The sequence below is a fragment of the Pseudomonas sp. dw_612 genome, assembly GCF_018449725.1.
Taxonomy (GTDB): domain Bacteria; phylum Pseudomonadota; class Gammaproteobacteria; order Pseudomonadales; family Pseudomonadaceae; genus Aquipseudomonas.
The window spans coordinates 115,695-141,619 of record NZ_JAAVVC010000017.1; the positions used below are offsets into that span (position 1 = coordinate 115,695).

Below are 25,925 nucleotides of genomic sequence, written 5' to 3' on the forward strand. Positions count from 1 at the left end.
GAACGCGATCTCATGTAGGAGCGAGGCTTGCCCGCGAAGAGGCCAGTGAGTTCACTTAGGCCCAAGAATCTTCAACAACTTGTCCGGCGACGGCGCGCCTTGCTGTTGCTGCAATTCACCCTTGTCGTCCATGTAGAAAATCGCCGGGGTCGCCTGCAACTCAAGGTCTTCCATCAACTGCATGTTCGCCGCCAGTTTTGCCTCGATGGCCGGTGGCACGTCTTTCATCGCTTTAAGCGAGCTGGCCTTACCGGATTTCTCATGGTCTTCCAGGGCTTTGCTCGGGTCTTTGGCCGCCAGCAACGCGGCGGATTTGCCCGGGCTGTCTTCGCGGATGATGCCGACCATGATGTGCCGCAATTGCACCTTGCCGGACTTGACCCACGGCCGCGCCTGTTCCCAGAACATGTTGCAGTATGGGCAGTTCGGGTCGCTGAACAGGTACACCACGCGCGGTGCGTCCTTGTTGCCGTCGCCGATCCAGTTGCTCGCTTCCATCTTGCCCCAGACTTCCTTGGACATCGGCGCGTAGACCAGTTTCTGCAACGGCGCACTGCTCAGGTCATTGCCGTCGGCGTCGTACAGGTTGCCGAGCAGGACGTGCTTGCCATCCGGGGTCAGGTACAGCGCTATGCCACGGTTCTGGTATTGCGCCGCGTAACCGCGCAAACCGTCGGGTGCATCGAACTGGCCGACGATTTTTGCGCCCTTGGCTTCGATCTTCTTGATGGCCTCGGGCAATTCTTCAACAGCCTGCGCCGACGGCAGGTGCAGCAGGGCGGCGCCGAGGGTCAGCGTCAGCAGGTGGCGGAGGCGGGGCATGGCAATTTCCTTGTGGCGGGAGTGGGGGCGTCGAAGTTTTCCAGGGCGCGGGCCAGGCTGGCTTCCGACAATTCACCCAGATGGCTGCCCAGCAGGCGACCGTCGTTGCTATAGAACAGCGTAGTCGGCAACGCCATGGACCCGACGGCCTCACCCAAACGGCCACTGCCATCGAACAGCACGTTGGACAGGCTCAGGCCCTGGGTTTCCAGAAAGGTGCTGACGCTCTGCATACTTTCGGCCTGATTGACGAACAGGAACGTCAGGTCCGGGCGCTGTTGCTGGGCGTTTTCCAGCACCGGCATTTCCCGGCGGCACGGTGGGCACCAGGTGGCCCAGAGGTTGATGACCAGCGGGCCGCCCTGATAATCGGCCAGTTGCACGGTTTCCCCGGCGGCATTGCGCAGGGTGATCTCCGGCAGGCGCGTGCCTTGTTCGTAGATCGTCAGGGAAAAGGTCGCCAGCAACCAGAACAGCAGGCCGCTGCCGACCCCGAACCCCAATGGTCGGCGCAGACCCGGTCGGCGCCAGCCGCGATACACCGCCGCCAGCACCAGTACGATGACCCCCGGCCAGGCGAGAAAACCGCCATCGCGCAGGTCGATGATCTGCCACGGATCGTTGCGATAGTGCGTCCAGTAGGCGATCACGAAACTGATCCGTGCCGCCAGCATGCCCAGCAGGAACAGGCTGAACAGCACCGACTCGGGGTTATCGCCGCCACGCTTGGCCACCCGCCAGCCGACGAAGGTCGCCAGCGCCAGGGCACTGATCAGCAGCAGATGATTAAGCGCGATGGCAAAGGTGCCGAGGGTAAAGGTCAGCATTAACGGGCATCTCGGGTGGTGGTCCAGCGTTGCAGGAAAGTCTCGGCATCAACCTCACCGGTGATGCGCTGGCTACGGCGTTCGCTGCCATCGGCACCGATCCACAACAGACTTGGCGGCCCCGGCACTTTGTAGCGGCCGAGCAGCTCGCGACTGGCGGCATTGTCGGCGGTCACGTCCAGCCGGAGCAAGCGCACGTCTTTCAACGCGTCCAGGACCTGCGGTTTGGCGAAGACCTGTTTTTCCATGACTTTGCACGACACACACCAGTCGGCGTAGTAATCCAGCAACACCCACTGGCCCTGGGCCTGGGCATCGTCGAGTTCCCGTTGCAGGGCGGCGGGGTCCTTGATCGTGGCGAACGCGTCATGGCCGACAGGCGCACTGTTTGAGCGAGCGGCGGTGTAAACCTGCAACGGCTTGAACAGATCATCGCTGCCGCCGGCCGCACCAACCATCAGCAGACTGCCCCACACCCCGAGCAACAGTGAGCTGGCGCCGAACACTTGGGCGACGCGGCCGAAACCTTCCGATTGCTTCCAGGCACTGTAAGCGGCGATCAGCAGCAGGGCACCGCACAAGCCGACCCACAGGGATTGATCCAGCACCGGCCGCAGCATCAGCAGCGCAGTAGCGAGGAACAGGAAACCGAACACGCCTTTGAGCAGGTTCATCCAGGCGCCGGGCTTGGGCAGAAAACGATTGCCGACGGTGACCAGCAATAACAACGGTATGCCCATGCCAATGCCCATGGCGAACAGAATCAGCCCGCCATGTAGCGCATTGCCGCTCTGGGCGATGTAGAGCAGGGCACCGGCCAGTGGGGCGGTCATGCACGGGCCGACCAACAGGCCGGACAACGCCCCGAGCACCCCGGCGCCGATCAGACTGCCGCCGCGTTGATTGCGCGAGACGTTTTCCAGTCTGTCACGCAACGCCACCGGCAATTGCAGTTCGAAGAAGCCGAACATCGGCAACGCCAGCAGCACGAAAATCGCCGCGAAACTGCCCAGCAACCATGGATTTTGCAACAACGCCTGGAGGTTCGCCCCCAGCAGGGAAGCCAGAACGCCCATCGCCGCGTACACCAGCGCCATGCAGATCACATAGCTGGTGGCCAAGGCAAAACCACGCTTGGGCGTGGCGCCGCTGCCGACGATCAAACCGGCGAGGATCGGCAGCATCGGTAAGGTGCAAGGGGTGAACGCCAGCAGCAGGCCGAGGCCGAAGAACACCAGCAAACTCCAGCCCAGCGCCCGCTGTTGCAGGTTGCTGGCCAGGGCCTGGTCCGGGGCTTCATTTGCAACCGACGTCGCCGCCGCTTTCCCCAAGTCCACGATCTGAGTCTGTGGCGGATAGCAAAGGCCCGCATCGGCACAGCCCTGGAAACCGACCTTGATCTGACCGGTGGCACCGGCCGGGATCTTCAGTTCCAGGCCTTGGCGATAGACCTGTTGTTCACCGAAGAACTCATCACTATGAGACTCGCCCACAGGCAACACGGGCTGCTGATCCGCAGCCAGGCCATCGAATTTCAAGCGCTTCTGATACAGGTAATAACCGTCGGCGATCTGCCAGAACAGCTGGGTTTCACCGGTGTCCAGGCGTTCAGAGGTGAAGACAAACGCCTGCTCGACTGGGAGGAACTCCGGTTTGGTCTCGAACGGATTGGTCCCGGCCTGGGCCAGACCCGAGATCAAGAGAGCAAAGAGGAAAAACAGTCGACGCATGGGTAAGCCTTGTCCCGGTGCAAGTGAGTTGCACAATGGTGGGCGGCGATTAACCGATGATTAACCGCCGCCGGGTCGTCGCGTCAGCGAGAGTCAGTCGCGCAAGAGCCCCGGCCAGGTTTTCTCGCTGACTTTATACGGACCATACTCGACTCGATCTTCCATGATGTTGTAAGTGATGTACTCGTTATTGGTCAGGAAGATGTAGTAGTAACTGTCGACAAATGCCCGGTCGTTTTGTACGGCAGTAATGATCCGGTCCTTGTACGGTTCCAGGCCGGGCCAGGTCGTGTTGTTGATGGGGACCACTTTCAATGTCGGATGCCCCTCGTAGTAAGCATCAAAGTTGAAAGGGGATATGTTCAAGTCAAGAATCAGGGATTGACCATTTTTCATGAGAAAACGGAACTGTGCCATGCTGTCGGCGGAGTCCGTCCACCATGTGCCTGCGATGATGTCATCGAAATAGTAGCCAAGGAGGCTCCACATCGAATTATCAACTGTTTCGATGCTGACAACCTTGTCATTGTCCTGGTCGTACTTGCAAACCATCGGTATTTGGCGATCGACATAAAAGAGCCAGAGGTAGTCCTGATCGAAGTTGAAGGTGTTAGCCCTTACGTGGATATCCGTGGTAGTGAAGCCGAATCTCAGGTTTTTGGCATGGACATGAAAATCATGCCAGTTACTGTGGCTGATCGGAGCAGGGTATCCGTCGGGTACCCGGTTGTCGCCGATATCGAATCGGCTGTAAGTATTACTGTCTTTGAAAAAGAAGAAGATTTTATCTTTGCCCGCGCGCCAATCGACGGCAACAAAGTTTTTTAATTCACGCATGAACCGATTTCTTTCAGTTTGATTGTGGGGTTTAAGGCTTGAAGTGGTGATGTTCAATCATTATCAATTTCCCAGCCGCTTTCATCGTCTTCAAAAAGCAGGCCCGGCCAAGTGGTTTCATTGATTTGATACGGGCCGTATTCGACTTTGTTCTTTTGGATGTTGTAAGTGATGTATTCGTTATTCGTCAGGAAAATATAGTAATAGCTGTCGGCCAGTGTCCTGTCGTTTTGTGCAGCGGTAATGACCCGGTCCTTGTAGGGCGCCAGACCAGGCCATGTTTCTTCAGTGATGGGTTGAAGCAGTATTTCATGGGCCCAGTCGTCAATCGAACGAGGACCGTGCGGTAGATTCCAGTTTAGGAATAGCGAGTTTCCGTCTTTCATGAGGAATCTGAACGATAGCTTGCGGGGGGCAGGGCTGTGCCACCATGTGCCAGCGGTGATATCGTCAAAATAATCAAGAAGCGGTTTCCATATCGTATCGGCAACACGAGAGATCCCTATCACTTTGTCGTCGTCTTGATAGTATTTGCAGACCATTGGCGTGCGGCTGTCATCGTAATAAAACAACCATAGAAAATCCTGATCGTAGTTGAGCATATCCTCTTCTTGGAAATGGGTAGTAGTGAAGCCGAATCTGATGTTTTTGGCATGTATGTGAAAATCGTGCCAATCACCGAAGCTGACGTCTGCGGGGTAGCCGTCCGGAACCCGGTTGTCGCCAATGTCGAATCGGCTGTAAGTATTATGGTCTTTGAAAAAGAAGTAGATTTTATCTTTGCCTGCGCGCCAGTCGACAGCGACAAAGTTTTTAAGTGTTGGCATCGAGTGAATCCTTTCGTTAGTGGTGTGGCATTAACTTTGCGAGTGGTGAATTTATACGATGTTTATTGTTTTAGTGGTAATGGGAATATGTTTCTTTTTTTAAACCCGATGAGTCGACGTGATTAGCGTAAAGTTGCCCAGCGGTAACCGTTTAAATCGAGACTGACGCGACGGTTTTTTCGCGTGATCGGTACGGCTCGACCAGCGAGCTTCTCGTCCGTCAGCGGGGTTGCCATAATTGCCCCTTAATACTCACCTGCTTGACTCACGTTTTTGCTCATGGAGCTCCCATGCACGTACTGGTTTGCGAAGACGACGAGTTGATCGCCAGCGGCATCGTCGCCGGCCTGACCGCCCAAGGCCTGACCGTGGAGCATGTGGCCACGGCGTCCGCCGCCCGGGCGATGCTCAAGGTCGCCGAGTTCGACGTCATGGTGCTCGACCTCGGGTTGCCGGACGAAGACGGCCTCAAGCTGCTGCAGCAGTTGCGCCACAACGGTCTGGAGATTCCGGTGCTGATCCTCACGGCCCGGGATTCGGTCACGGACCGGGTCGATGGCTTGCAGGCCGGTGCCGACGATTACCTGCTAAAACCCTTCGACCTGCGTGAACTCGCGGCGCGCCTGCACACCTTGCTGCGCCGAGTAGCGGGGCGCAGCGTCAACCTGATCGAGCACGGCGCCCTGACGTATGACCCAAGCAGCCGCGAAACCTTGCTCGCCGGCCAACCGGTGGACTTGTCGCGCCGCGAGCAGTCGCTGTTGCAGGCCTTGCTGCACAACCGTGGCCGGGTGTTGTCCACCGAGCAATTGAAGGACAGCGTCTACGGTTTCAACGACGAACTGGAAAGCAACGCGCTCAACGTTCATATCCATCACCTGCGGCGTAAACTCGGCAATGGCATCGTCGAAACGGTGCGTGGCCTGGGCTATCGCCTCGGGCCGGCGGATGGCGGAGATCAATCGAAGTGATGAGCCTGCGTTTGCGCCTGAGCCTGACCCTCGGCGCCGCTTTTGCGCTGATCTGGGCCCTGGCGGCGGCCTGGATGCTCAGCGACCTGCGTAACCAGATGATGTTTTCCCTCGACCAGCGGCTGGTGGCTTCGGCGCGTATGGTCGCCGGCCTGATGGAGCAATTGCCGGCGTTGCCGACCAAGGGCGAGGGCACGCATTTCAGCGCGGAGCAATTGAATGTCCCCGGTGGCATGGCGTGTCAGGTCAGTTCGTTGCGCGGTGAAATCCTGGCGCGCAGTCACACCGACCCGCAGCAAACCCTCGAAGCCGAGAAAATGGGCTTCCATGACCAAATGATCGATGGCGCGCCGTGGCGCAGTTTCACCTTGGCGCGCGGCGATCTGCGGATCACTACCGCCGACCGGCAGACCGAACGCGAAGCCCTGAACATGTCGATCCTGCTGGCCGCCTCCGTGCCGGTGGGCGTGGCGCTGCTCGGGTGTCTGTGCCTGCTCTGGCTCGGGATCGGCCAGGGTCTGGCGCCGCTCAATCGCATGCGCGATGCCCTGATGCGCCGCAGCGCCGACTCGCTCGAACCGTTGCAGATTCAGCCGCTGCCCAGCGAGTTGCAACCGTTGCTCGATACCCAGAATCAACTGTTCCAGCGCATCGGCCGGACCATCGAACGCGAACGCCGCCTCACCGGTGACGCCGCCCACGAATTGCGCAGCCCGCTGACCGCGATCAAGACCCACCTGCAAGTGGCACGCATGACCGATGGCGCGGCTCGGGATCAATCCCTGGCCCGGGCCGAAGAGGGCGCCGACCGTCTGCACCGCACCCTTGAACAATTGCTGCTGCTGGCGCGGGTCGAGGGCAGCTTGTCGTTCGATGACGGCGTGCAATGCAGCGCCGAACAAGTGGCGAAACTGGCGATTCAGGATGCCGCCAGCGGTGATCGCCAACGCATCAAGTATCAACCTCCGACGAAATGTTCGGCCGCCCCGGTGCAAATGCCTGCGGTGCTGTCGATTGCCGCGTTGCGCAACCTGCTGGACAACGCCCTGCGCCACACCCCGAGTGACGGGGCTGTGGAGTTGAGCCTGGAAACCACCGGCAACCGCGTGCGCTTCGTGGTCCGCGACCATGGGCCGGGGATTGCCGCCGATGACCTGCAACACCTGACCCAACGTTTCTGGCGCAACGGCCAGAGCACCGGTTGCGGGTTGGGGCTGGCGATTGTCCAGGCGATCGTTCAGCGGTGTGCGTGTACGTTGCATTTCGACAGTCGGCCGGATGGGTTGCGGGTCGAATTGACGATGCCGCTGCAAACCATCTAACCAACCCCACATTCCTCCTGTAGGAGCTGTCGAGTGAAACGAGGCTGCGATCTTTTGATCTTGCTCTCAAAAACAAGATCAAAAGATCGCAGCCTTCGGCAGCTCCTACGGGGATCTCGGTTGCACATCAAATGTAACTTCTCTCCATTAGCCATCCAGGCGCCGGCAGGGCTATCTTCCCCCGCAGCTTTGACTCAATGGATTGAGGTAGCAGCGCCATGGATGCACCCCTGCACATCTGCAAGGCAACTCCGGCCGACGCCGGCATTATCAGCCGGATCGTCGAGCGTTCGATTCGGGTCGGTTGCGTGCTCGACCATCGCAACGACGCGAAAATCGTCGCCGCCTGGACCCACAACAAAACCACCGAACACATCCACGCCTGGCTGGCCGACCAACGGTTGTACCTGAACATTGCCTTGCTTCAGGACAAACCGATCGGTGTCGCCATGGCCGCGAGCAGCGGCAAGATCGCCTTCTGCTACGTGCAGCCGGAATGGTTTCGCCGTGGCGCCGGGCAGGCCTTGATTCACGACCTGGAAGCCTGGTTGTGCGATCAGGATTTGCACCAGGTTCGACTCAACAGCACCCGCACCAGCGAAGCCTTTTATCGGCACCTGGGTTATCGCGCCTGCGCTGAAACCTTCAGTGTGGCGGGGTTGCACGCCATTCCCATGCATAAGGCACTGACGCCACCTTCATAGAAAGCTGATCGCGGGTCTAAATCCTCAAGCCTCTGATGCGTTTCCAGAACAGGAAAACCTGCAAGTGCGCCCCGTGACCGGAACGCGCACCTGCCCGGTGTGCAGTTTTGGTCACTATCCACAGCGTATTGAGGGGTCGAGAGATGTCAGTCGCTACCAGCCTTATCGAAGATCAGCCGGCCCGGGTTGCCCCGGCGCCTGCCGAGACGCTTTACCAGTTCAACGAATCGCCGCTGCTGGCCCGTCAGAACCAGCAGGAATCGAATGCCCGCAGCTACCCGCGACGCATTCCCCTGGCACTCAAGCGCGCCAAGGGCATTTATGTCGAAGACGTCGAGGGCCGTCGTTTCATCGATTGCCTGGCCGGCGCCGGGACGCTGGCGCTGGGGCATAACCACGCGGTGGTGATCGAAGCGATCCAGCAAGTGCTGACCGATGAACTGCCGCTGCACACCCTCGACCTGACGACGCCGGTCAAGGATCAGTTCGTCCAGGACTTGTTCGGTTTGTTGCCCCCGGCATTGGCGGCTGAAGCCAAGATTCAGTTCTGCGGCCCTACTGGCACCGACGCTGTCGAAGCCGCGCTGAAACTGGTGCGCACCGCCACCGGGCGCAGCACCGTGTTGTCGTTCCAGGGCGGTTACCACGGCATGAGCCAGGGCGCATTGAGTCTGATGGGCAGCCTGGGGCCGAAAAAGCCTTTGGGCGCCTTGCTCAGCAGCGGCGTGCAGTTCATGCCGTACCCTTACGATTACCGCTGCCCGTTCGGCCTCGGTGGCGCGCAAGGGGTGCAGGTCAATCTCAACTACCTGGAAAACCTGCTCAATGATCCGGAGGCTGGCGTGCAATTGCCGGCGGCGGTAATCGTTGAAGTGGTGCAGGGCGAGGGCGGGGTGATTCCGGCGGATCTCGACTGGTTGCGCGGCTTGCGACGCATCACCGAGCAGGCTGGCGTGGCGCTGATCGTCGATGAAATTCAGAGCGGTTTTGCCCGCACCGGCAAGATGTTTGCCTTCGAACACGCCGGGATCATTCCGGACGTGGTGGTGCTGTCCAAGGCCATCGGCGGCAGTCTGCCGTTGGCGGTGGTGGTTTATCGCGACTGGCTCGACACCTGGCTGCCGGGTGCGCATGCCGGGACGTTCCGTGGCAATCAGATGGCCATGGCCGCCGGTTCGGCGGTGATGCGTTACCTGAAAGACAACAACGTCTGCGAACACGCCGCCGCCATGGGCGAACGCCTGAGTGAACACCTGCGCATCCTGCAACGGGACTTCCCGCAGTTGGGTGATATTCGCGGTCGCGGCCTGATGCTCGGCGTCGAACTGGTCGACCCGAGCGGCACGCCGGACGTGCAGGGCCATCCGCCGGCATTCGGTCGCCTGGCGCCGCTGGTGCAGCGCGAATGCCTCAAGCGCGGCTTGATCCTCGAACTCGGCGGTCGACATGGCGCAGTGGTGCGCTTCCTGCCGCCGCTGGTGATCACCGCCACGGAAATCGACCGGGTCGCGGAGATTTTTGGTCGGGCGTTGGCGGCGGCCACGGCCAGCCTCTAAATTTTCCGGCGCCTCGAACGTTCCTTCTACATACCGGCTGCACGCGCCGTGCAGCCCACCCCTACAGCGATGGAGAGACAGCATGACGTCAGTATTCGACCGCGAGGACATCCTCTTTCAGGTCGTGGTCAACCACGAAGAGCAATACTCGATCTGGCCCGACTACAAAGCCGTGCCACAAGGCTGGCGCACCGTGGGCAAAAGTGGCCTGAAGAAAGAATGCCTGGCCTACATCGAAGAAACCTGGACTGATATGCGTCCGCTGAGCTTGCGCCAGAAGATGGAAGAGCAGGCGGCAGTGGCTCACTGAAGTCACTGCGCATAAAAAAACCGCTGATCCGGGTAACGGACAGCGGTTTTTTTTGCCTGGAATTTTTGTCGTTTGTCCGGCCGTCTTCGCGAGCAAGCCCGCTCCCACATTGGATCGGTGGCGCAACGCAAATCCCCTGTGGGAGCGGGCTTGCTCGCGAAGAACGATGACGCGGTCTTAAGCCCCACTCAACCCCTTGATCAGCAAATCCACATTCCCCTCCAACTCAGCCACCGGATCTGCCCCGTCGGTACTCAACACCACCAACCGACTCCCGGCCTCGCTGATCACCGCTTTCAGCGCCTCCGACGGCTGGCGATGGTGCAACACCACGGCCACGTCGTTGTCCTTGAGCGTCGCGCCCAATTGCTTGAGCGCTTCGGGGGTCCACTCGGCATCCGGCCGGGCATCGAGGCCGACCAGTTCCAGGTTGAGCCCGCCTACCAGGTAGCCGAAGTGATCGCTCAGGCTCATCACCGTGAGGTTGTCGGCACTGGCCAGTCGCGCTTCGCTGTCGGCGCTGAGTTTGAGCAAACGCTGTTTGAGTACGGCCAGGTTGGCTTCGATCTTCGGCTTGGCCTCGGGGGCCAGGCGCACCAGGTCCGCCGCTATCACATCCGCCATGCGTCCCATGTTGTTGCTGGAAAACCACGGCTGACTGTTCAAGCCATCGACCTTGTTGCCCGGCTGCACGGCGATGCCGGCGAGCGCGCCGTCCACCGGGCGGGCGGCGTCGATTTCGATGATGCGGATATTGCTGCGACGGGCATTCGGGTACAGCGGATCGTCCGGCCACAACGAGCGCAGGCCGATCACCGCATCGGCGTCGGCCGCCAGTTTGCTCAGCTCCGCCGCGCCACGCCCGATGAAATAAGCGGTCTGCCGGGTGCCGGGCAGGTTGGCCGGTGCCGCGCGCTCGATGGCGACATCGGTGCCGTCCAGCAGCACGGTGCCCAGGCCATAGGTGATCGGCAGCGACGCCAAGACCCGCGTTTTGTGCGCTGACGACGAGGCGAAGAGGGCGGTATTACCGACCCCATGATTGGCCACCAGACGCATCGGTTCAAAGCTGTCGCCAGCCAACGCATTGAAGGAGGCTGTCCCGCACAGGGCCACGGCCAGGCTCAATTGACGCAGAGTAAAAGACATTTATCCGAGGTTCCCTTTCAGACTTGGAACGACACCGCGCGCGATGGCGCAGAGGGCGAAGGCGATACCGGCCACCAGAATGATCGCGGCACCGGACGGGATCGGCAGGTCGAAGACAATCGGCGCCAGAATCCCGCACAACGTGCTGACCGTCGCAATCGCCACCGAACACCAGAAAAACCCCTTCAGCGACTGGCTGAGCAAGCGCGCGGCCGCCGCCGGAATCACCAGCAGGGCACCGACCAGGATCGCGCCGATGACTTTCACCGCCGCGACGGTGATCAGGGTCACCAGAATCACGAACAGGTAATCCAGGGTCTTCACCGCGACCCCGCGCACCGCCGCCAGTTGCGGGTTGAAACTGGCGAGCATGATGCGGTTGTACAGCGGCAAGGCCAGGGCCATCACCAGCGAACCGACGATGGCCAGCACCAGCAGGTCATTGCCATTGACCGTCAGCACCGAACCGAACAGCACGTTTTCCAGAATATGCACGTTGATCTTGCCCGCCAGAATCAACAGCAGGCTCGCGCCCAACGCCAGGGACACCGAGAGAAATACCCCGATCAGCGTGTCCGGCGCCAGCCCGGTGCGGTTGCGCAGGTAGTTGAGCAAAATGCCGAACAACAGGCAGTAACCGAACAGGCTGCCATACGGCCCGGTGTAGGGTTCGCCGAGGAGGATGCCGATGGCCACGCCGGTCAACGCCGCGTGACCCACCGCTTCGGAGAAAAACGCGAAGCGCTTGACCACCACCAGCGTGCCCAGACCACCGAGCACCGGTCCGATCAGCAATCCGGCGAGCAGCGCATTCACCACAAATCCATAGGCCAGCGCTTCCGGCAGATAACCGGAAGAGGCCCAGCCCTGGACCATCAAACGAAAGGCTTCGTAACTCATCAGACAGCGCTCCGGGGATGGGTCGAGAACAGGGTCAGCAAGCGTTCCGGGGTCAGCGCCTGTTGCGGCGTGGCGTCGAACAGCACCCGGCGATTGAGCCCGGTGACCCGATCCGCCAGACGCCCGACGGCTTCCAGGTCATGCTCGATCCACAGCACGGTGATGCCGCTCTGGCGCCAGTCGCCGAGCAGCCGTTCGAACACCTGAATACCGGCTTCATCGAGAGCCGACATCGGTTCGTCGAGCACCAGCAATTGTGGCGCCGGGATCAGCCCCTGGGCCAACAACACCCGTTGGCGTTCACCACCGGATAGCGCGCCCATGCGCCGCTTGCGTTTGTCCTGCATGCCGACCCGTTCCAGCGCTTCGCCAATCGCCGCCGCGTAATGTTTGCTCAAGCCAAGAAACGCCGGACGCCGTTGACACATCGCGGCCATGAAATCGTCGACGGTCATCGGCAAGCCACGGTCGAACTCCAGCGCCTGGGGCACGTAGCCGATGGTGCCGGGAGTGCCTGGCCATTGCAGGCTCAGGCGACCCTGGTGCGGCATCTGCCCGAGCAGGGTCTTGATCAACGAACTCTTGCCGCCACCGTTCGGGCCGACCAGTGCGTGGATGCTGCCGGGCTGGACCTGGAAGGTCACCTGGTCGAGGATCGTCGTGCGGCCCAGGGTCAGACAGACCTGCGCAAAATCCAGAGTCGGCCCGAAAACCTGTGGGAGCGGGCTTGCTCGCGAAGGCGTCGTGTCAGTCGACATCAATGTTGACTGATCCACCGCATTCGCGAGCAAGCCCGCTCCCACAGGGGATTCGGGGTTATTCGAACTGATGCTTTCTTTCGCCGTCATGACCCCGACTCCTGAATCGCCCGCACCACGGTGTTGAGGTTGCCGGTCATTTCTTTTTCGTACTTGTCGGCGGTGTATTCGCCGTAGGAAATGTGCGACAGCGGGTACAGCTTGACCCCGGATTCACGCTGGATGGTGTCGACGTAGGTGGACGGGAAATCCATCTCCGAGAAGATCACTTTCACGTCCAGTTCCCGCAGCTGATCGATGGTCTTTTTCAACTGGCTCGGGCTCGGTTCAATGCCGTGGGCCGGTTCGACGACGGCGGTGACTTCCAGGCCAAACTCGCGCAACAGATAGTCATAGGCGGCGTGGACCGTGGCCACCCGCAACTCGGCGTTCGGCGCCTGGGTCAGTTTGGCCAGAGCGTCGGCACGCATCTGCCGCAGGCGTTTACCGTAGGCGCGGGCGTTCTGGGTGTAGGTCTTGGCGTTGTCCGGGTCGAGCTTGCCGAGTTCCCGGGCGATGTTGTTGACCTGGGCAATCGAGGCGCTGATCGACAGGAAAGTGTGCGGGTTGACCACTTTGCCGGCGCCGCGTGCGGCAGTGCCAGTGGCGGCCAGCAGCGGCACGTTTTCGTTGGCTTCGATCACCGGGATATTCGGGGTTTCGCTGGCGGCGATCATGCGGTCGGCGAAGTCGTCATGGCCGACGCCATTGAGCACGATCACGTCCAGCCCGCTGATGCGCTTGATGTCCTCCGCGCGCGGCTCGTAGGCGTGGGGGTTGAAACCGGCCGGGATCAGCGGCACGACTTCGGCCTTGTCGCCGACGATGTTGGCCACGTAGCTGTAATAAGGGTGCAGGGTGATGCCGATGCGCAGGCGCTTGGCCTGATCGGCGCTGGCCAGCGGCGCCAGCAGCAAGGCGCACAGGCCAGCCGCCAGCAGGCGCAAAAACGAACGATGAGCTGAAATAGGCATGGGAAAGCGGTCTTCTCTCGGGTGAAGGCGAGGGTTCAGTGCCGGTGCTGGCGCGTTACGCCGGCATCGAATTGCGCGACGATCTGCTGCCAGCCCGCGCTTTCCAGCGCGGCATCAGTCAGGTCGGCCGGCGCGGTGAGGGCTTTGCCGCGATTGAGCCAGACGTCCGGGGCATCGTCGTCAGCGGTCAGGCGCATCAGAAACGAACCGGCCACGCTCGGCGCCTGGCTCTGACCGAAATAGGCCTTGGCGCTGAGCAACTGCCAGGCATGGCCGCCGCGACTGACGGAACTGGCGTCCTGGGCAAACGGCGCGAAGCCTTCATCCGCCAATGCTTCCGGCGTGGGCAGCGTGGTTTGCTCCTGGCGCAGCAAGTGAATCTCGTCCAGGGTCACCCGCAAATCGGCGTAGATGCCTTGTTCGGAAGCACTCAGGTCGCGGCGCGCATCCAGTTGATGGCTGCTGATGGTGCTCACGGCCTGGGACTCATGGCGCCAGGCGACCACCGAACCCGCCACCGCGAGAATCAACAGGCACAACAGCAACACATACAGGGTTTCATGACCGGCACCGGCCGGGCGCACGACTTGGGTAGTGGGTGTGCTCATGATCAGGGCGCCTCGATGTCGGCTTGGTCGATCTCGACCACATGGCCGGGACCGGCGTCGAACAGCACGTAGAACTCGGCGGCGGGTTTCTTGAAGACCAGGGTCGAGTCGGTGCCGAGTTTGCCCGGCACAAGAATGGTTTCGTCGTAACCGATCACGTCCAGGGTCACGCCCGGTGCGCCGCTGCCATCGGAGAAACCACCGGTGCATTTAATCTGCTCGGCGTCGATGGCCTTGCATTCGCACATCGGGTTGTGGGCGAGGGCGCTCGCGCTGAAACCGGCGCCGAGCACCAGCAGGGTGGCGCGCAACGGGCGAGAAAGATTGATCATGGTTTGCCTCCTTGTTTGTTCAGCCAGGCAATGGTGGCCGGGGATGCCTGACTCAGGGGGATCGAGGCCTGGTGCATGCTGCCGTCCCAGCCTTCCATGGTGATCCACAGTTCGGCGTCGGCCGGGGTTTTGACCGGCACGGGCAACGACGCGCCCATGCGGTACGGCGTGCCGAAGAAAATCACCCCGGCGGCGCGCAGGCTGCGGGGCTTGCCGATGCGCAGGTACGTGGCCTTGACCTGTTCGACACAGGCGCTGCACAGGGCGGCGTTGAAGACTTTCAGGTGACTGGCGGCGCCGTCCGGGCGCGGTGCTTCGTCGCGCAGCTCAGCCAGGCGCAGGCTCCATGGGCCGACCTGGATCTCGCCGACTTCGTGTTCGCCCAAGCCACTGTCGCCCCGAAACAGCGCGGCTTCGTTGAAGTATTTGGGCATGAACCCCAAAGGGATCAGCAGCAACAGGATGTTCAGGTGGAAACGCCATTTGTGCCAGAACACACTCAGGCGCGAGGGCTGCGGGACGACGGTGGTTTGGCTCACAGGCTGGCCTCCGAGGTTTCGCGGATCAGTTGCGCTGTGGCGCCCTGCTGTTTTTTGTGGCTGCGCTTGAGCGCATTGGCGGTCGCCAGAGCGGTGCGTTTGGTCCAGATCAGCAGGCCGCTGAGCACCATCATGCTCAGCACCAGACCGAAGAAGAACCAGATCAGCTTGATCCACAGGCCACCGAAATCCCCAGTGTGCAACGGCCGCATGGACTCGGTGACGAACTCCAGTGCGGTGCGGTCCGAGAGCAGGCGCGAGGCGGCGATTTCACCGTTGTACGGGTTGATGGTCGCCGTCTGGAACATCAGCGGATACCAACCACGGCCACCGATATCGAGGTGGCTGTAGCCATTGCCCGGCAGGCTGACAAAACTGGCTTCGAGCCCGGGGATTTTCTGCATGGCGATGTCAATCGCGCGATCCAGATCGATGCGCGGTGGCGGCGAGCCGTCAGCGGAGAGCGGCACCGCTTCACGGGACATGGCCGGAATCACCGGCTCGCTGGAGATGGAAATCTGGTTGTCGTACAGCAGGGCTTCAATCAAAAACCACAGGCCGGTAACGGAAATGACGGCGATGAACCAGATCGACCAGATGCCGCTGAGGCGGTGAAAGTCGCCCCAGAAAATCCGCGCGCCGTGACGAAAGCGCAAGGTCGGCTTGAAGAAGCCTTTCCAGAACTTCTTGTAGACCACCAGCCCGGTAATCAGTGAAACCAATAGCGGCAGGCCGAGGAACGACACCAGGTACCAGCCCCAACTGTAGCCATTGGTGAACGGCACCAGCCACCAGCCATGCAAGGCGCGGGTGAATTGTTTGAAGTTGAACGCCGGCGCGATGCCCTGGATCACGCCGGTGTACGGGTTGACGTAGACCGTTGTCGAGCGCCCGTCGGGATAAGTGACGCCCACGTCGAGGGCGAAGTGCGACTCGTCGGGCCGCTTGATCGATTGCACCAGGGTCTGGGGTTCGGCTTGCTTCATGGCCGCGAGGATCTGGTCGTAACTGAGTCGCGGCGCATCGTCCGACGGCGGGCTGGCGCGCATTTGCGGGTTGGTCAGCCAGACGATCTCCTGGCTGACAACGGCCAGGGTCCCGGTGACACAGACGATCAACACGAAAAACCAGATCGGCAAGGCCAGCCAGCTATGGACGAGAAACCAGAGTTTGGAGCGGGATTTCTTCGACATGATTAAAGGTCTTGTTTCGATGAAAGGGCCTCTACTGCGGGCTTCGCAGCGCGATGGTCCTTGAAAGGCCCGGCCGTGGCTTTTGCCTACGCGGCCGGGCTGCATCTAGATAAGACGGATGAGCAACGGAAATCCCGAAGGCTTATATGAAAGTAAATGTTTCGCGTTCGCTAATTACCCTGATCCCTTGTGGGAGCGGGCTTGCTCGCGAAGGCGTCGTGTCCGTCAGCATCACTTTGCCTGACCCACCGCTTTCGCGAGCAAGCCCGCTCCCACAGGGGGATATGTGTTCACTCGGGAGCGCGATCCAACACGAACCATGTTCCAAGCCATCACTCTCCAGCCATTGATGGCCAACCCCCGCTCCTTAAGATGGAACTCAGACGCCTGCAGCGTACTGTCCTCTGAGCGAGTACTTCCATGACCCCAGCAAGAACCCTCTACGACAAACACATCGATTCCCACACGGTGTGTCGCCTCGATGACCAGGGCCACGTCCTGTTGTACATCGATCGCCAAGTCATCAACGAATACACCAGCCCGCAAGCCTTCAGCGGTTTGCGCGAGGCCAGGCGCGAGGTCTGGCGCCCGGAAACCGCGTTGGCCGTGGTCGATCACGTCAACCCGACGGCCCCGATACGCATCGCCGCGATGCCGGATGCCGGCGGGGCGCGGCAGGTGTCGTACCTGGCGGAAAACTGCCGGGACTTCGGCATCGAACTGCTGGATATCCTCGACAAGCGCCAGGGCATCGAACACGTGATCGCCCCGGAACAGGGCTTCATCCTGCCGGGCATGGTCATCGCCGCCGGTGACAGTCACACCACCACCTATGGCGCCCTCGGCGCGTTCGGTTTCGGCATCGGCACCTCGGAGATCGAACACCTGCTGGCGTCCCAGACCCTGGTCTACAAACGCCTGAAAAGCCTGTGCGTGACCGTCGACGGCGAACTGGCCACTGGACTGACTTCCAAGGACGTGATCATGGCGCTGATCGGCCAGATCGGTGCCTCCGGTGCCACGGGCTACGCCATCGAATTTCGCGGTTCGACCATCGATGCGTTGAGCGTCGAGGCGCGGATGACCATCTGCAACATGGCGGTGGAGGCGGGCGCTCGCGGTGCATTCATGGCGCCGGACGAGAAGGTGTTTGCGTATCTGAAAGACAAACCCCGCGCACCCAAAGGCGAGTTTTGGGACCGGGCCGTCGAGAAATGGCGCAGTTTGCACAGCGATGCGGATGCGCAATTCGACCGCGAGGTTTATCTGGACGCCAGCGCTCTGGAACCGATGGTCACTTGGGGCACCAGCCCTGATCAGGCCTCACCGATTGGCGCGCGAGTCCCGGATCCGCAAGACGTCAGCGACCTGATCCTGCGCCAGGACATGCGCCGCGCCCTGAACTACATGGGCCTGGAGGCCGGCATGCCGCTGAGCGAGATCGTCATCAGCCATGCCTTTATCGGTTCCTGCACCAACGCGCGCATCGAAGACCTGCGCGACGCCGCCAGCGTGGTGCGCGGCAAACACGTCGCCGAGCATGTGCGAGCGATGATCGTGCCTGGCTCCACCGAAGTCCGGGATCAGGCCGAAGCCGAAGGCCTGGCGGCGATCTTTATCGACGCCGGGTTCGAATGGCGCCAGTCCGGTTGCTCGATGTGCCTGGCGATGAATGACGACGTGCTCGCCCCCGGCGACCGCTGCGCCTCCAGCACCAACCGCAATTTCGAAGGCCGCCAGGGCGCCGGCGCCCGCACGCATTTGATGAGCCCGGCGATGGTCGCGGCCGCTGCCATCACCGGTCGCCTCACCGACATCCGCCACTTTGGAGAACGCGCATGAGCCAGCAACCCTTCACCCAGGTCAGTGGCAAAGCCGCGCCGATGCTGGCAGCGAACATCGACACCGACGTGATCATGCCCAAGCAATTCCTCAAGGGCATCGACCGCGCCGGGCTGGATCGAGGGTTGTTTTTCGACCTGCGGTTTTTGCCGGATGGTTCGTTTAATCCTGAATTCGTTCTGAATCAACCGGCCTGGCAGGGCGCGAGTTTCATGGTGGTCGGGCCGAATTTTGGCTGCGGCTCGAGCCGGGAACACGCGGTGTGGGGCTTGAAGCAGATGGGGATTCGGGCGCTGATCGGCTCGAGCTTCGCCGGGATTTTTTATGACAACTGCCAGCGCAATGGGGTGTTGCTGATTACGCTGGACGAGGCGGTGTTGCAGCGGTTGGGGCAGGTGGTCAGCCAGCCTGAGAGCGCTGGAATCAGCGTCGATCTGGAGGCTCAGCAGATTCGCTTGAACGATGGCCAAGTCATTCCGTTCGAGATCGACACCTTGCGCAAGACTGCGTTGTTGCTGGGGCTTGATGCCATTGGCAGCACATTGCAGCGCAGCGAACAGATCAAGGACTTCGAACGCGAGCATCTGGCCGCGAATCCCTGGTTGTCTTGAAGGAAAAGATCGCAGGCTTCGCCAGCTCCTACAGGGTTTTGTGTACACCGGTAGGAGCTGCCGAAGGCTGCGATCTTTTGATCTTGACCTGCTACACCGACAACACCTTGAAATGCTCCTGCAAAAACTCCACACACGCCCGCAGCTTCCCGGAATACGCCAACCGCGTCGGGTACACCGCCCACACATTCGCACTCTGGGTGTAATCCGCCAGCACCTGCACGAGCCGCCCTTGCTCCAGCAACGGTTTCACATCCCACAATGAGCGCAGCAACACCCCACGCCCGTCCAGTGCCCACTGCAAGACAATCTCACCGTTATTCGACGACAACGGCCCGCTGACCCGCACGCTTTCCTGAGTTCCGTCACGTTCCAGGTTCCAGATGCCGAACGCGTTGTCGCGCTCCTTGATCACCAGGCAATGATGCTGTTCCAGATCCGCCAGGGCCTGCGGCGTGCCGTGGCGTTGCAGATACGCGGGGGCCGCGCACAGCACCCGCCGATTACTCACCAGACGCCGGCCAATGTGTTGGCCGGGAATGTCGTCGCCGACGCGGATTTCCAGATCGAAACCTTCGCTGACGATGTCCACCACCCGGTCGAACAGGTCCAGGCGAATCTCCAGTTCCGGGTAGCGCTCGGCCAGCAGCGAAACCGCTGGCGCCACATGGTTGCGGCCGAAACCAAAACTGCTGCACAAGTGCAAACGCCCGCGCGGGCTGTCGTGGGCGTCGGCGAGTTCGTCATGCAGGTGCTGGAAGTCATCGAGAATGCGCAAGGCCCAGCGCTGCACCCGCTCGCCGTCTTCGGTCAGGGCGATGCGGCGGCTGGTGCGGTGCAGCAGGCGAGTACCGAGGGTGGTTTCGAGAATCTGGATGCGCTTGCTAACGTAAGCAGGGGACAGTCCCAGTTCATCGGCCGCCGCGGCGAAACCGTTTTTGCGGATGACGGTGAGCAGAACGCGCAGGTCTTCGGGTAGGGGCACGGTGTCTTTCTTGAGGGTCATGACAGAACGAGCACTGGCGGCATGAGCCGCCAGCATAGCATCGCCATTGGTTGGATTTATTCAGCGGCAACCTTCGCCGCAGCGGCCCGGGCATGGCGCCCGCGCTTGAGGGCAATCGGCGCCATTTTGCTGCGGTCCAGTTCACCTTCCCACGCGGCCACCACCAACGCCGCCACCGCGTTGCCGATGATGTTGGTCAGGGACCGGCATTCCGCCATGAAACGGTCGACGCCGAGGATCAACACCATCGCTGCCACCGGCACGGTCGGCACCACCGCCAGGCTCGCCGCCAACGCGACGAAACCGGCGCCGACCACCGCGCCCGCGCCTTTGGAGGTGAGCATCGCTACCGCCAGCAAGGTCAGTTGCTGCTCCAGCGTCAAATCGATATTGGTCGCTTGCGCAAGGAACAACACCGCCAGGGTCATATAGATGTTGGTGCCGTCCAGATTAAACGTGTAACCGGTCGGCACCACGATGCCCACCACGCCTTTCGACGCGCCGAGGCTTTCCAGTTTCTGGATCAACTGCGGCAGCGCCGATTCCGAAGAACTGGTGCCGAGCACGATCAACAATTCAGCCTTGATGTACGCCAGCAACTTGAAAATGCTGAACCCGGCGTAACGGGCGATGCTGCCCAGCACGCAGGCGACGAAAATAAACGCGGTCAGATAAAACGTGCCAATCAGTTTCAACAGCGGCAGCAACGAGCCGAGGCCGTACTTGCCGATGGTGAACGCAATCGCGCCAAACGCCCCGATCGGCGCCACGCGACTGATGATGCCGACAATGCGGAAAAACACCTCGCTGGCCTGATTGATGATGCCGACCAGTGGCCGACCCTTTTCCCCGACCATCACCAGGGCAATCCCGAACAGCACCGACACAAACAACACCGGCAGGATTTCTCCCTGGGAAAACGCCTCGAAAAACGTCGTCGGAATTACATGCAACAGAAACCCGGTCACGCCTTCACCGTGCTGGGCCTGGCCGACAAACCCGGCGATGGCCGACGTATCGAGGGTCTTCACGTCAATGTTGAAACCCGCGCCCGGATGCAACGCATGGGCCGCGAGCAACCCGATCAGCAGCGCGATGGTCGAGACGATTTCGAAGTACAGCAACGCCTTGCCACCGACCCGGCCCACCTGCTTCACGTCGTGCATGCTGGTGATCCCGGAGACCACGGTGCAGAAGATGATCGGGCCGATGATCATCTTGATCAGCTTGATAAAGCCGTCACCCAACGGCTTGAGATCGATGCCGATCTGCGGCCAGTAATGCCCGATCACGATGCCCAGGGCGATGGCGATAAGCACCTGCACATAGAGGGTTCCCAGCAGTTTTCTGATTGTCATTTTTATTATCTCGAGACGGTTTTTGGGCATGACGATCCCGCGCGGGCCAGTTAAGGCCCGCGGTGGGAGGTGGATTCAGGTCAGGCTGTTGCGGCTGTCAGCGCAGGAAAGCCAAGGCTTCGGTAAGCAACAGCTCGGGGGCTTCTTCGGCGATGTAATGGCCGGCCGGCAGCGCTTTGCCGCGCACGTCGGTGGCCACGCGTTGCCATTCCTTGAGCGGCTCGAAGCAACGGCCGACGGTGCCTTCAGCGCCCCACAGCACCAGCAGTGGCAGGTTCAAATCGCAGCCGGCGTCGATATCGGCGCGGTCGTGCTCCAGGTCGATGCTGGCGCTGGCGCGGTAATCCTCGCAGATGCCCCGGGCGCTGCCGGGCAGTTTCAGGCAGCGCAGGTATTCGGCGAACGCTTGCGGAGTGAAGGGCTTGAGCCCGGCACTGCGGCTGCCCATCACGCTGCGCAGGTAGGATTCGGGATCGGCTTCGATCAGGGTTTCCGGCAACGGCGCCGGACGGATCAGGAAGAACCAATGCCAATAGGCGCGGGCGAACGCTTCGTTGGTTTGCGCGTACATCGACAGGGTCGGGGCGATGTCCAGCAGCACCATGCGTTGCACGGTGGCCGGATGATCCAGCGCCAGGCGATGGGCGACCCGGGCGCCACGGTCGTGGGCCAGCACCGAGAACTGCGCGAAGCCCAGGGACTTCATCAGTTCGACGCCGTCCTTGGCCATTTCCCGTTTCGAATAGTTGGTGTGGTGATCGTTGGCCGGCGGCTTGCCGCTGTCGCCATAACCGCGCAGGTCGGCGGCGACCACGGTGAAATGCTCGGCCAGTTGCTCGGCGATCTTGTGCCAGATGACGTGGGTTTGCGGGTGACCGTGCAACAGCAACAGGCCCGGGCCTGTGCCGCCGATGCGGTAGGCAATGTCCACGCCGTTGACGTGGCGCTGGTCTTTCAGGAATCCGGCGAACATGGGGAATGACTCCTTGTTGTAGTGGCCTGCATCCTGAAATTGTTGAGCGGTTACGGCAAGGCGCAAAGCGTGGGGTGGTTGTTCATGAAGTGTGTTCGAGGGTCGTACGGTGTCTGGGAGGCCGCCTTCGCGAGCAAGCCCGCTCCCACAGGGGATTTGTGTACGCCACAAATCAAATGTGGGAGCGGGCTTGCTCGCGAAGAGGCCCGGTCAGGCGCTGAAAATTTCAACCCTGCTGAAACATCTCCTTCGCCCGCTGCTCAATCTGTTCCTGAGTCAGATCCTCCCTGCGCGTCGCCAGAAACCACAAATGCCCATAGGGATCCTTCAAGGTCCCCGAGCGGTCGCCGTAAAACTGATCCTTGACCTCGGACACCACCGTGCCACCGGCGGCAATCGCCTGTTTATAGGACTTGTCGACATCGGTCACATACAAATGCAGCCCCACGGACGGTGAGCTGTCCGGGTTGCTCAACGGCCCTTGATCGCACGGTGTGCCGAGCATGATCGGGCAGTCGCCGATGCGCAGTTCAGCGTGGCCGATGCCGCCGTCGGGCATGCTCAGGCGCATCACTTCAATCGCGTTGAAGGCTTTTTTGTAGAAATCGATGGCTTCGGCGGCCTTCTGGATGCCGAGGTAGGGGGTGATGCTGTGATAGCCCTCTGGAATGGGTTTGACGCTCATAACGGTTCTCCCTGTTTTTGTTATGGAAAAAGGATATTTCAAGCGAATAAATATAGTAGGAGCTGCCGAAGGCTGCGATCTTTTGACCTTGGCGTCGTCGATGCCGACGAAACATCAAGATCAAAAGATCGCAGCCTTCGGCAGCTCCTACCAATGTTCGGCGCAAAAACGCCACTGTTCAGCCATCAACAGTGAAGCAGCAGATTGCTCGGCTTTATCACCATGAACCCCGAGTAAACCCCCGAAAACATTGGCTGACACAGTCGGCACAGAAGCTGCAATGACTCTCTCAAAACCCTGTTGTCGAGAGTCTTGTATGCCTGAATCTGCCGTTTATCCGATCAACCCGCCTGCCGCCCATCGAATCGCCGACGAAGCCGAAGCCCTGCGGGTCGCCGAGCGTGTGGCTGCCGTGTTGCTGGAGCAGGACGCCGAACGCGACCGCAGTCGCCACGTGCCTGCGCAGATCGTCGATCTGTATTCCAACAGCGGTTTGTGGGGCATCAGCGTGCCGAAGGAATTCGGCGGCGCGCAGGTCTCCTACGCGGTGCTGGCGCAGGTGATTGCGATCATTTCGGCGGCCGATCCATCCCTGGGGCAGATCCCGCAAAACCACTATTGCCTGCTCGAAGACATTCGCCTGCAAGGCACGCCGGAGCAGCAAGCGCATTTCTTCGGCCTTGCGCTGCAAGGGCATCGTTTTGCCAATGCCTTGTCGGAAACCGGCGGCAAGAATGTGCAGGACATCCAGGCGACGATCCGCCGTTATGGTGATGGCCATGTGATCAACGGGCGTAAGGGTTACTGCACCGGTTCGCTCTACGCCCATTGGCTGGCGGTGCTGGCCGTGGATGAAGATGAGAAGGGTCAGTTGTCGTTCGTCGAGCGCGGCACGAAAGGGTTGGTGATCGTCGACGATTGGGACAGCATCGGCCAGCGCACCACGTCCAGCGGCACGGTGTTGGCCGAGGACCTGTACGTCTTGCCGTTCAATGTCTTCCCGACTTATCGCTCCTACGAAAGCCCGACCCTGGCCGGTCCGTTCGCGCAACTGACCACCGCCGCCATCGACGCCGGCATCGCCCGCGCGGCCCTGCGCGACACCATCGCCTTCGTCCAGCAATTCGCCCGGCCATGGATCGATGCGGGGGTGGAAAAGGCCAGCGAAGATCCGTTGACCATCATTCAGGTCGGTGGTCTGGAGATTCGCCTGGAAGCCGCCGAAGCCTTGCTCGAACGGGCCGGCTGGGCGCTGGATGCGGCGCGTCCGGCACCGGATGAAGACAACGTCGCCCGCGCTTCATTGGCCGTGGCCAAGGCCAAAGTGCTGACCACCGAAATCGCCATCGAGGCCAGCAACAAACTCTTCGAACTCGGCGGCACCCGCTCGACCCTGAAGAAGCACAACTTCGACCGTCACTGGCGCAACGCGCGGGTTCACACGTTGCATGATCCGGTGCGCTGGAAATATCACGTGGTTGGCAACTGGCTGCTCAACGGCGTCAAACCGCCACGCCACGACTGGTCGTGACCATGGCCGAGTGGTTTAAAAACATCTATTGGGCCGACATCGCCCAGGCCTGTCTCGACACCCTGACCATGCTCGGCGCTGCCCTCGGTTTTACCGTGTTGCTCGGGTTGCCGTTGGGCGTGGTGCTGTTTCTCACCGGCAAGCGCCAGTTGCATGAAGCGGCCGGGGTTTACCGGGTGTTGTCGGTGATCGTGAACATGCTGCGGTCGCTGCCGTTCATCATTTTGCTGATCGTGCTGATTCCCCTGACCACGTTGCTGGTCGGCACTTCTTTGGGCGTGCCGGGGACGATTCCGCCGCTGGTGGTGGGTTGCACGCCGTTCTTCGCGCGGCTGGTGGAAACCGCGTTGCGCGAAGTCGATCGCGGCGTGGTGGAAGCGACCCAGGCCATGGGCGGCACCACGTGGCAAATCATCCTCCACACCTTGCTGCCGGAAGCCCGGGGCGGGTTGCTGGCGGCGGTCACGGTCACCGCGATTGTGCTGGTGGATTACACGGCGATGGCCGGGGTGATCGGTGGCGGCGGGCTGGGCGACCTGGCGATCCGCTACGGCTATCAGCGTTTTCAAACGGACGTGATGGTGGTCACCGTGGTGTTGCTGCTGATTCTGGTGCAAGCCCTGCAAATGACCGGCGACCGATTGGTGGCGCGCTACAGCCGACGTTAAAAATTCGATTCAACAAAACAATCAGGCCCCACGTCCGCCCCACGACGGCCACTCAATCTGCCTTGGAGCACAGCATGAAAAAGACCCTGGCCATTCTGGCTGCCGTCCTGTCGATCAGCGTTCACGCCAACGAAAAACTCATCGTCGGCGCCACTCCGGTGCCGCACGCGGAGATTCTCGAATTCGTCAAACCGACCCTGGCCAAGGAAGGCGTGGACCTGGACATCAAAGTCTTCACCGACTTTATCCAGCCCAACCAACAACTGGCGCTGAAAAACCTCGACGCCAACTATTACCAGTACCGACCGTTCCTCGATGATTTCAACAAGACCCGCCACACCGATCTGGTGCCGGTGGTCGGCGTGCACATCGAACCGTTCGGCGCTTACTCGACCAAGATCAAAAACATCAGCGAATTGAAGGACGGCGCCACGGTGTCGATCCCCAATGACCCGGTGAACACCGGCCGTGCGCTGGTGCTGCTGCACGAAGCGGGGCTGATCAAACTCAAGGACCCGAGCAACACCCTGGCCACTCAGCGCGACATCATCGACAACCCGAAACACCTGAAGATTCGTGAGCTGGAAGGTGCCTTGCTGGCGCGGTCGGTGAGCCAGGTGGATCTGGCGTTTGTGTTTGCCAACTACGCATTGGAGGCGGGGATCGACACCAACAGCGCGTTGATTGTCGAGAAGGGCAAGAGCCTGTACATCGAATTCCTCGTCGCCCGCCCGGACAACATCAACGACCCGCGGATTCAGAAACTGGCCAAGGCGCTGAATTCCGATGAGGTTCGGCAGTTCATCCTGACCCGTTACAAAGGGCAGATTGCGCCGGGGTTCTAGACTTTCGC

28 protein-coding genes and 1 pseudogene are annotated in these 25,925 nt (G+C 61.0%); 12 read left to right on the forward strand and 17 right to left on the reverse strand.

Going from position 1 to position 25,925, the window contains the following annotated elements:
- Positions 1 to 51 precede the first annotated feature (51 nt).
- From dsbG to HB680_RS23255, 5 genes are all read right to left on the reverse strand, one after another.
- Positions 52 to 822, reverse strand: coding sequence for a thiol:disulfide interchange protein DsbG (gene dsbG, locus HB680_RS23235; protein ID WP_213940806.1), 771 nt, complete (start codon positions 820 to 822; stop codon positions 52 to 54).
- Complete coding sequence (locus tag HB680_RS23240) at positions 798 to 1,649, reverse strand: TlpA disulfide reductase family protein (RefSeq protein ID WP_213940807.1); 852 nt, start codon at positions 1,647 to 1,649, stop codon at positions 798 to 800. The genes dsbG and HB680_RS23240 overlap by 25 nt, the downstream gene beginning before the upstream one ends.
- Complete coding sequence (gene dsbD, locus HB680_RS23245) at positions 1,649 to 3,379, reverse strand: protein-disulfide reductase DsbD (protein ID WP_213940808.1); 1,731 nt, start codon at positions 3,377 to 3,379, stop codon at positions 1,649 to 1,651. Before dsbD ends, HB680_RS23240 begins: the two co-directional genes overlap by 1 nt.
- Positions 3,380 to 3,472: 93 nt before the next feature.
- A complete protein-coding gene (locus HB680_RS23250; protein WP_213940809.1) occupies positions 3,473 to 4,216 on the reverse strand; it encodes a hypothetical protein in 744 nt (247 codons plus the stop codon).
- Positions 4,217 to 4,269: 53 nt separating this feature from the next.
- Positions 4,270 to 5,043, reverse strand: coding sequence for a hypothetical protein (locus tag HB680_RS23255; protein WP_213940810.1), 774 nt, complete (start codon positions 5,041 to 5,043; stop codon positions 4,270 to 4,272).
- A gap of 290 nt (positions 5,044 to 5,333) precedes the next feature.
- Between HB680_RS23255 and HB680_RS23260 the strand changes: the two genes are divergently transcribed.
- From HB680_RS23260 to HB680_RS23280, 5 genes are all read left to right on the forward strand, one after another.
- Positions 5,334 to 6,014, forward strand: coding sequence for a response regulator (locus tag HB680_RS23260; RefSeq protein WP_213940811.1), 681 nt, complete (start codon positions 5,334 to 5,336; stop codon positions 6,012 to 6,014).
- Positions 6,011 to 7,336 carry an ATP-binding protein gene (locus HB680_RS23265; protein WP_213940812.1) on the forward strand — a complete coding sequence of 442 codons (1,326 nt, stop codon included), beginning with the start codon at positions 6,011 to 6,013 and terminating at the stop codon, positions 7,334 to 7,336. Before HB680_RS23260 ends, HB680_RS23265 begins: the two co-directional genes overlap by 4 nt.
- Before the next feature lie 218 nt (positions 7,337 to 7,554).
- The gene (locus HB680_RS23270; protein WP_213940813.1) at positions 7,555 to 8,040 is read left to right on the forward strand and encodes a GNAT family N-acetyltransferase; all 486 of its coding nucleotides are present in this window, start codon (positions 7,555 to 7,557) and stop codon (positions 8,038 to 8,040) included.
- 143 nt (positions 8,041 to 8,183) lie between these two features.
- Positions 8,184 to 9,596, forward strand: coding sequence for an aspartate aminotransferase family protein (locus HB680_RS23275; RefSeq protein ID WP_213940814.1), 1,413 nt, complete (start codon positions 8,184 to 8,186; stop codon positions 9,594 to 9,596).
- An 82-nt stretch (positions 9,597 to 9,678) separates the two neighbouring features.
- The gene (locus HB680_RS23280; RefSeq protein WP_007990131.1) at positions 9,679 to 9,906 is read left to right on the forward strand and encodes an MbtH family protein; all 228 of its coding nucleotides are present in this window, start codon (positions 9,679 to 9,681) and stop codon (positions 9,904 to 9,906) included.
- Between the two features lie 177 nt (positions 9,907 to 10,083).
- Here HB680_RS23280 and HB680_RS23285 read toward each other — a convergent pair whose 3' ends face one another.
- The 3 genes from HB680_RS23285 to HB680_RS23295 are packed head-to-tail and all read right to left on the reverse strand — an operon-like array spanning position 10,084 to position 12,713.
- Positions 10,084 to 11,055 carry a zinc ABC transporter substrate-binding protein gene (locus HB680_RS23285; protein WP_213940815.1) on the reverse strand — a complete coding sequence of 324 codons (972 nt, stop codon included), beginning with the start codon at positions 11,053 to 11,055 and terminating at the stop codon, positions 10,084 to 10,086.
- Complete coding sequence (locus HB680_RS23290; protein WP_213940816.1) at positions 11,056 to 11,955, reverse strand: metal ABC transporter permease; 900 nt, start codon at positions 11,953 to 11,955, stop codon at positions 11,056 to 11,058. It lies immediately after the preceding gene.
- Positions 11,955 to 12,713, reverse strand: a complete 759-nt coding sequence (locus HB680_RS23295) for a metal ABC transporter ATP-binding protein (RefSeq protein WP_213940854.1) — start codon at positions 12,711 to 12,713, stop codon at positions 11,955 to 11,957. Before HB680_RS23295 ends, HB680_RS23290 begins: the two co-directional genes overlap by 1 nt.
- Here HB680_RS23295 and HB680_RS32905 point away from each other — a divergent pair.
- A pseudogene (locus HB680_RS32905) lies at positions 12,671 to 12,760 on the forward strand (metal ABC transporter ATP-binding protein); the annotation flags it as partial. The gene HB680_RS23295 and the pseudogene HB680_RS32905 sit on opposite strands and share 43 nt — an antisense overlap.
- 39 nt (positions 12,761 to 12,799) lie before the next feature.
- Here HB680_RS32905 and HB680_RS23300 read toward each other — a convergent pair.
- From HB680_RS23300 to HB680_RS23320, 5 genes are read right to left on the reverse strand one after another with little or no spacing between them, the layout of a single operon-like run.
- Complete coding sequence (locus tag HB680_RS23300; RefSeq protein WP_213940817.1) at positions 12,800 to 13,726, reverse strand: metal ABC transporter substrate-binding protein; 927 nt, start codon at positions 13,724 to 13,726, stop codon at positions 12,800 to 12,802.
- Between the two features lie 35 nt (positions 13,727 to 13,761).
- The gene (locus HB680_RS23305) at positions 13,762 to 14,334 is read right to left on the reverse strand and encodes a DUF6162 family protein (protein ID WP_213940818.1); all 573 of its coding nucleotides are present in this window, start codon (positions 14,332 to 14,334) and stop codon (positions 13,762 to 13,764) included.
- A 2-nt stretch (positions 14,335 to 14,336) separates the two neighbouring features.
- Positions 14,337 to 14,666, reverse strand: a complete 330-nt coding sequence (locus HB680_RS23310) for a hypothetical protein (protein WP_213940819.1) — start codon at positions 14,664 to 14,666, stop codon at positions 14,337 to 14,339.
- Positions 14,663 to 15,205 carry a thiamine pyrophosphate-binding protein gene (locus HB680_RS23315; RefSeq protein ID WP_213940820.1) on the reverse strand — a complete coding sequence of 181 codons (543 nt, stop codon included), beginning with the start codon at positions 15,203 to 15,205 and terminating at the stop codon, positions 14,663 to 14,665. The genes HB680_RS23310 and HB680_RS23315 overlap by 4 nt, the downstream gene beginning before the upstream one ends.
- Positions 15,202 to 16,398 carry a PepSY domain-containing protein gene (locus HB680_RS23320; protein ID WP_213940821.1) on the reverse strand — a complete coding sequence of 399 codons (1,197 nt, stop codon included), beginning with the start codon at positions 16,396 to 16,398 and terminating at the stop codon, positions 15,202 to 15,204. Before HB680_RS23320 ends, HB680_RS23315 begins: the two co-directional genes overlap by 4 nt.
- A 420-nt stretch (positions 16,399 to 16,818) precedes the next feature.
- On the opposite strand from HB680_RS23320, the gene leuC reads away from it, so the two are divergent.
- Together leuC and leuD are read left to right on the forward strand one after the other, a co-directional pair.
- The gene (gene leuC, locus HB680_RS23325) at positions 16,819 to 18,240 is read left to right on the forward strand and encodes a 3-isopropylmalate dehydratase large subunit (protein WP_213940822.1); all 1,422 of its coding nucleotides are present in this window, start codon (positions 16,819 to 16,821) and stop codon (positions 18,238 to 18,240) included.
- Positions 18,237 to 18,851 (forward strand): 3-isopropylmalate dehydratase small subunit, encoded by a 615-nt coding sequence (gene leuD / locus HB680_RS23330; RefSeq protein ID WP_213940823.1) that lies wholly within the window; start codon positions 18,237 to 18,239, stop codon positions 18,849 to 18,851. The genes leuC and leuD overlap by 4 nt, the downstream gene beginning before the upstream one ends.
- Before the next feature lie 91 nt (positions 18,852 to 18,942).
- Here the strand turns inward: leuD and HB680_RS23335 are convergent, their stop codons facing one another.
- From HB680_RS23335 to HB680_RS23350, 4 genes are all read right to left on the reverse strand, one after another.
- Positions 18,943 to 19,893 carry a LysR substrate-binding domain-containing protein gene (locus tag HB680_RS23335; RefSeq protein ID WP_213940824.1) on the reverse strand — a complete coding sequence of 317 codons (951 nt, stop codon included), beginning with the start codon at positions 19,891 to 19,893 and terminating at the stop codon, positions 18,943 to 18,945.
- 20 nt (positions 19,894 to 19,913) lie between these two features.
- Positions 19,914 to 21,215 carry a C4-dicarboxylate transporter DctA gene (gene dctA, locus HB680_RS23340; RefSeq protein WP_213940825.1) on the reverse strand — a complete coding sequence of 434 codons (1,302 nt, stop codon included), beginning with the start codon at positions 21,213 to 21,215 and terminating at the stop codon, positions 19,914 to 19,916.
- 97 nt (positions 21,216 to 21,312) lie between these two features.
- On the reverse strand, positions 21,313 to 22,188 hold the full coding sequence (locus tag HB680_RS23345) for an alpha/beta hydrolase (RefSeq protein WP_213940826.1): 876 nt from the start codon (positions 22,186 to 22,188) through the stop codon (positions 21,313 to 21,315).
- Positions 22,189 to 22,414: 226 nt separating this feature from the next.
- Positions 22,415 to 22,873, reverse strand: a complete 459-nt coding sequence (locus HB680_RS23350; RefSeq protein WP_213940827.1) for a VOC family protein — start codon at positions 22,871 to 22,873, stop codon at positions 22,415 to 22,417.
- Here HB680_RS23350 and HB680_RS23355 point away from each other — a divergent pair.
- From HB680_RS23355 to HB680_RS23370, 4 genes are all read left to right on the forward strand, one after another.
- Positions 22,863 to 23,099: a hypothetical protein gene (locus tag HB680_RS23355; protein ID WP_213940828.1), complete on the forward strand. Its 237-nt coding sequence runs from the start codon at positions 22,863 to 22,865 to the stop codon at positions 23,097 to 23,099. The two genes, HB680_RS23350 and HB680_RS23355, sit on opposite strands and share 11 nt — an antisense overlap.
- Positions 23,100 to 23,189: 90 nt before the next feature.
- A complete protein-coding gene (locus HB680_RS23360) occupies positions 23,190 to 24,404 on the forward strand; it encodes an SfnB family sulfur acquisition oxidoreductase (RefSeq protein ID WP_213940829.1) in 1,215 nt (404 codons plus the stop codon).
- 2 nt (positions 24,405 to 24,406) lie between these two features.
- Positions 24,407 to 25,072, forward strand: a complete 666-nt coding sequence (locus HB680_RS23365; RefSeq protein WP_213940830.1) for a methionine ABC transporter permease — start codon at positions 24,407 to 24,409, stop codon at positions 25,070 to 25,072.
- 74 nt (positions 25,073 to 25,146) lie between these two features.
- Positions 25,147 to 25,917: a MetQ/NlpA family ABC transporter substrate-binding protein gene (locus HB680_RS23370; RefSeq protein WP_213940831.1), complete on the forward strand. Its 771-nt coding sequence runs from the start codon at positions 25,147 to 25,149 to the stop codon at positions 25,915 to 25,917.
- The last annotated feature ends 8 nt before the right edge of the window (positions 25,918 to 25,925 follow it).

Bases quoted from the DNA above. Each gene is read 5' to 3' on its own strand.
- dsbG (WP_213940806.1), bottom strand. From the start codon at position 822: ATGCCCCGCCTCCGCCACCTGCTGACGCTGACCCTCGGCGCCGCCCTG.
- HB680_RS23240 (WP_213940807.1), bottom strand. From the start codon at position 1,649: ATGCTGACCTTTACCCTCGGCACCTTTGCCATCGCGCTTAATCATCTG.
- dsbD (WP_213940808.1), bottom strand. From the start codon at position 3,379: ATGCGTCGACTGTTTTTCCTCTTTGCTCTCTTGATCTCGGGTCTGGCC.
- HB680_RS23250 (WP_213940809.1), bottom strand. From the start codon at position 4,216: ATGCGTGAATTAAAAAACTTTGTTGCCGTCGATTGGCGCGCGGGCAAA.
- HB680_RS23255 (WP_213940810.1), bottom strand. From the start codon at position 5,043: ATGCCAACACTTAAAAACTTTGTCGCTGTCGACTGGCGCGCAGGCAAA.
- HB680_RS23260 (WP_213940811.1), top strand. From the start codon at position 5,334: ATGCACGTACTGGTTTGCGAAGACGACGAGTTGATCGCCAGCGGCATC.
- HB680_RS23270 (WP_213940813.1), top strand. From the start codon at position 7,555: ATGGATGCACCCCTGCACATCTGCAAGGCAACTCCGGCCGACGCCGGC.
- HB680_RS23275 (WP_213940814.1), top strand. From the start codon at position 8,184: ATGTCAGTCGCTACCAGCCTTATCGAAGATCAGCCGGCCCGGGTTGCC.
- HB680_RS23280 (WP_007990131.1), top strand. From the start codon at position 9,679: ATGACGTCAGTATTCGACCGCGAGGACATCCTCTTTCAGGTCGTGGTC.
- HB680_RS23285 (WP_213940815.1), bottom strand. From the start codon at position 11,055: ATGTCTTTTACTCTGCGTCAATTGAGCCTGGCCGTGGCCCTGTGCGGG.
- HB680_RS23290 (WP_213940816.1), bottom strand. From the start codon at position 11,955: ATGAGTTACGAAGCCTTTCGTTTGATGGTCCAGGGCTGGGCCTCTTCC.
- HB680_RS23295 (WP_213940854.1), bottom strand. From the start codon at position 12,713: ATGTCGACTGACACGACGCCTTCGCGAGCAAGCCCGCTCCCACAGGTT.
- HB680_RS23300 (WP_213940817.1), bottom strand. From the start codon at position 13,726: ATGCCTATTTCAGCTCATCGTTCGTTTTTGCGCCTGCTGGCGGCTGGC.
- HB680_RS23305 (WP_213940818.1), bottom strand. From the start codon at position 14,334: ATGAGCACACCCACTACCCAAGTCGTGCGCCCGGCCGGTGCCGGTCAT.
- HB680_RS23310 (WP_213940819.1), bottom strand. From the start codon at position 14,666: ATGATCAATCTTTCTCGCCCGTTGCGCGCCACCCTGCTGGTGCTCGGC.
- HB680_RS23320 (WP_213940821.1), bottom strand. From the start codon at position 16,398: ATGTCGAAGAAATCCCGCTCCAAACTCTGGTTTCTCGTCCATAGCTGG.
- leuC (WP_213940822.1), top strand. From the start codon at position 16,819: ATGACCCCAGCAAGAACCCTCTACGACAAACACATCGATTCCCACACG.
- leuD (WP_213940823.1), top strand. From the start codon at position 18,237: ATGAGCCAGCAACCCTTCACCCAGGTCAGTGGCAAAGCCGCGCCGATG.
- HB680_RS23335 (WP_213940824.1), bottom strand. From the start codon at position 19,893: ATGCTGGCGGCTCATGCCGCCAGTGCTCGTTCTGTCATGACCCTCAAG.
- dctA (WP_213940825.1), bottom strand. From the start codon at position 21,215: ATGACAATCAGAAAACTGCTGGGAACCCTCTATGTGCAGGTGCTTATC.
- HB680_RS23345 (WP_213940826.1), bottom strand. From the start codon at position 22,188: ATGTTCGCCGGATTCCTGAAAGACCAGCGCCACGTCAACGGCGTGGAC.
- HB680_RS23350 (WP_213940827.1), bottom strand. From the start codon at position 22,873: ATGAGCGTCAAACCCATTCCAGAGGGCTATCACAGCATCACCCCCTAC.
- HB680_RS23360 (WP_213940829.1), top strand. From the start codon at position 23,190: ATGCCTGAATCTGCCGTTTATCCGATCAACCCGCCTGCCGCCCATCGA.
- HB680_RS23365 (WP_213940830.1), top strand. From the start codon at position 24,407: ATGGCCGAGTGGTTTAAAAACATCTATTGGGCCGACATCGCCCAGGCC.
- HB680_RS23370 (WP_213940831.1), top strand. From the start codon at position 25,147: ATGAAAAAGACCCTGGCCATTCTGGCTGCCGTCCTGTCGATCAGCGTT.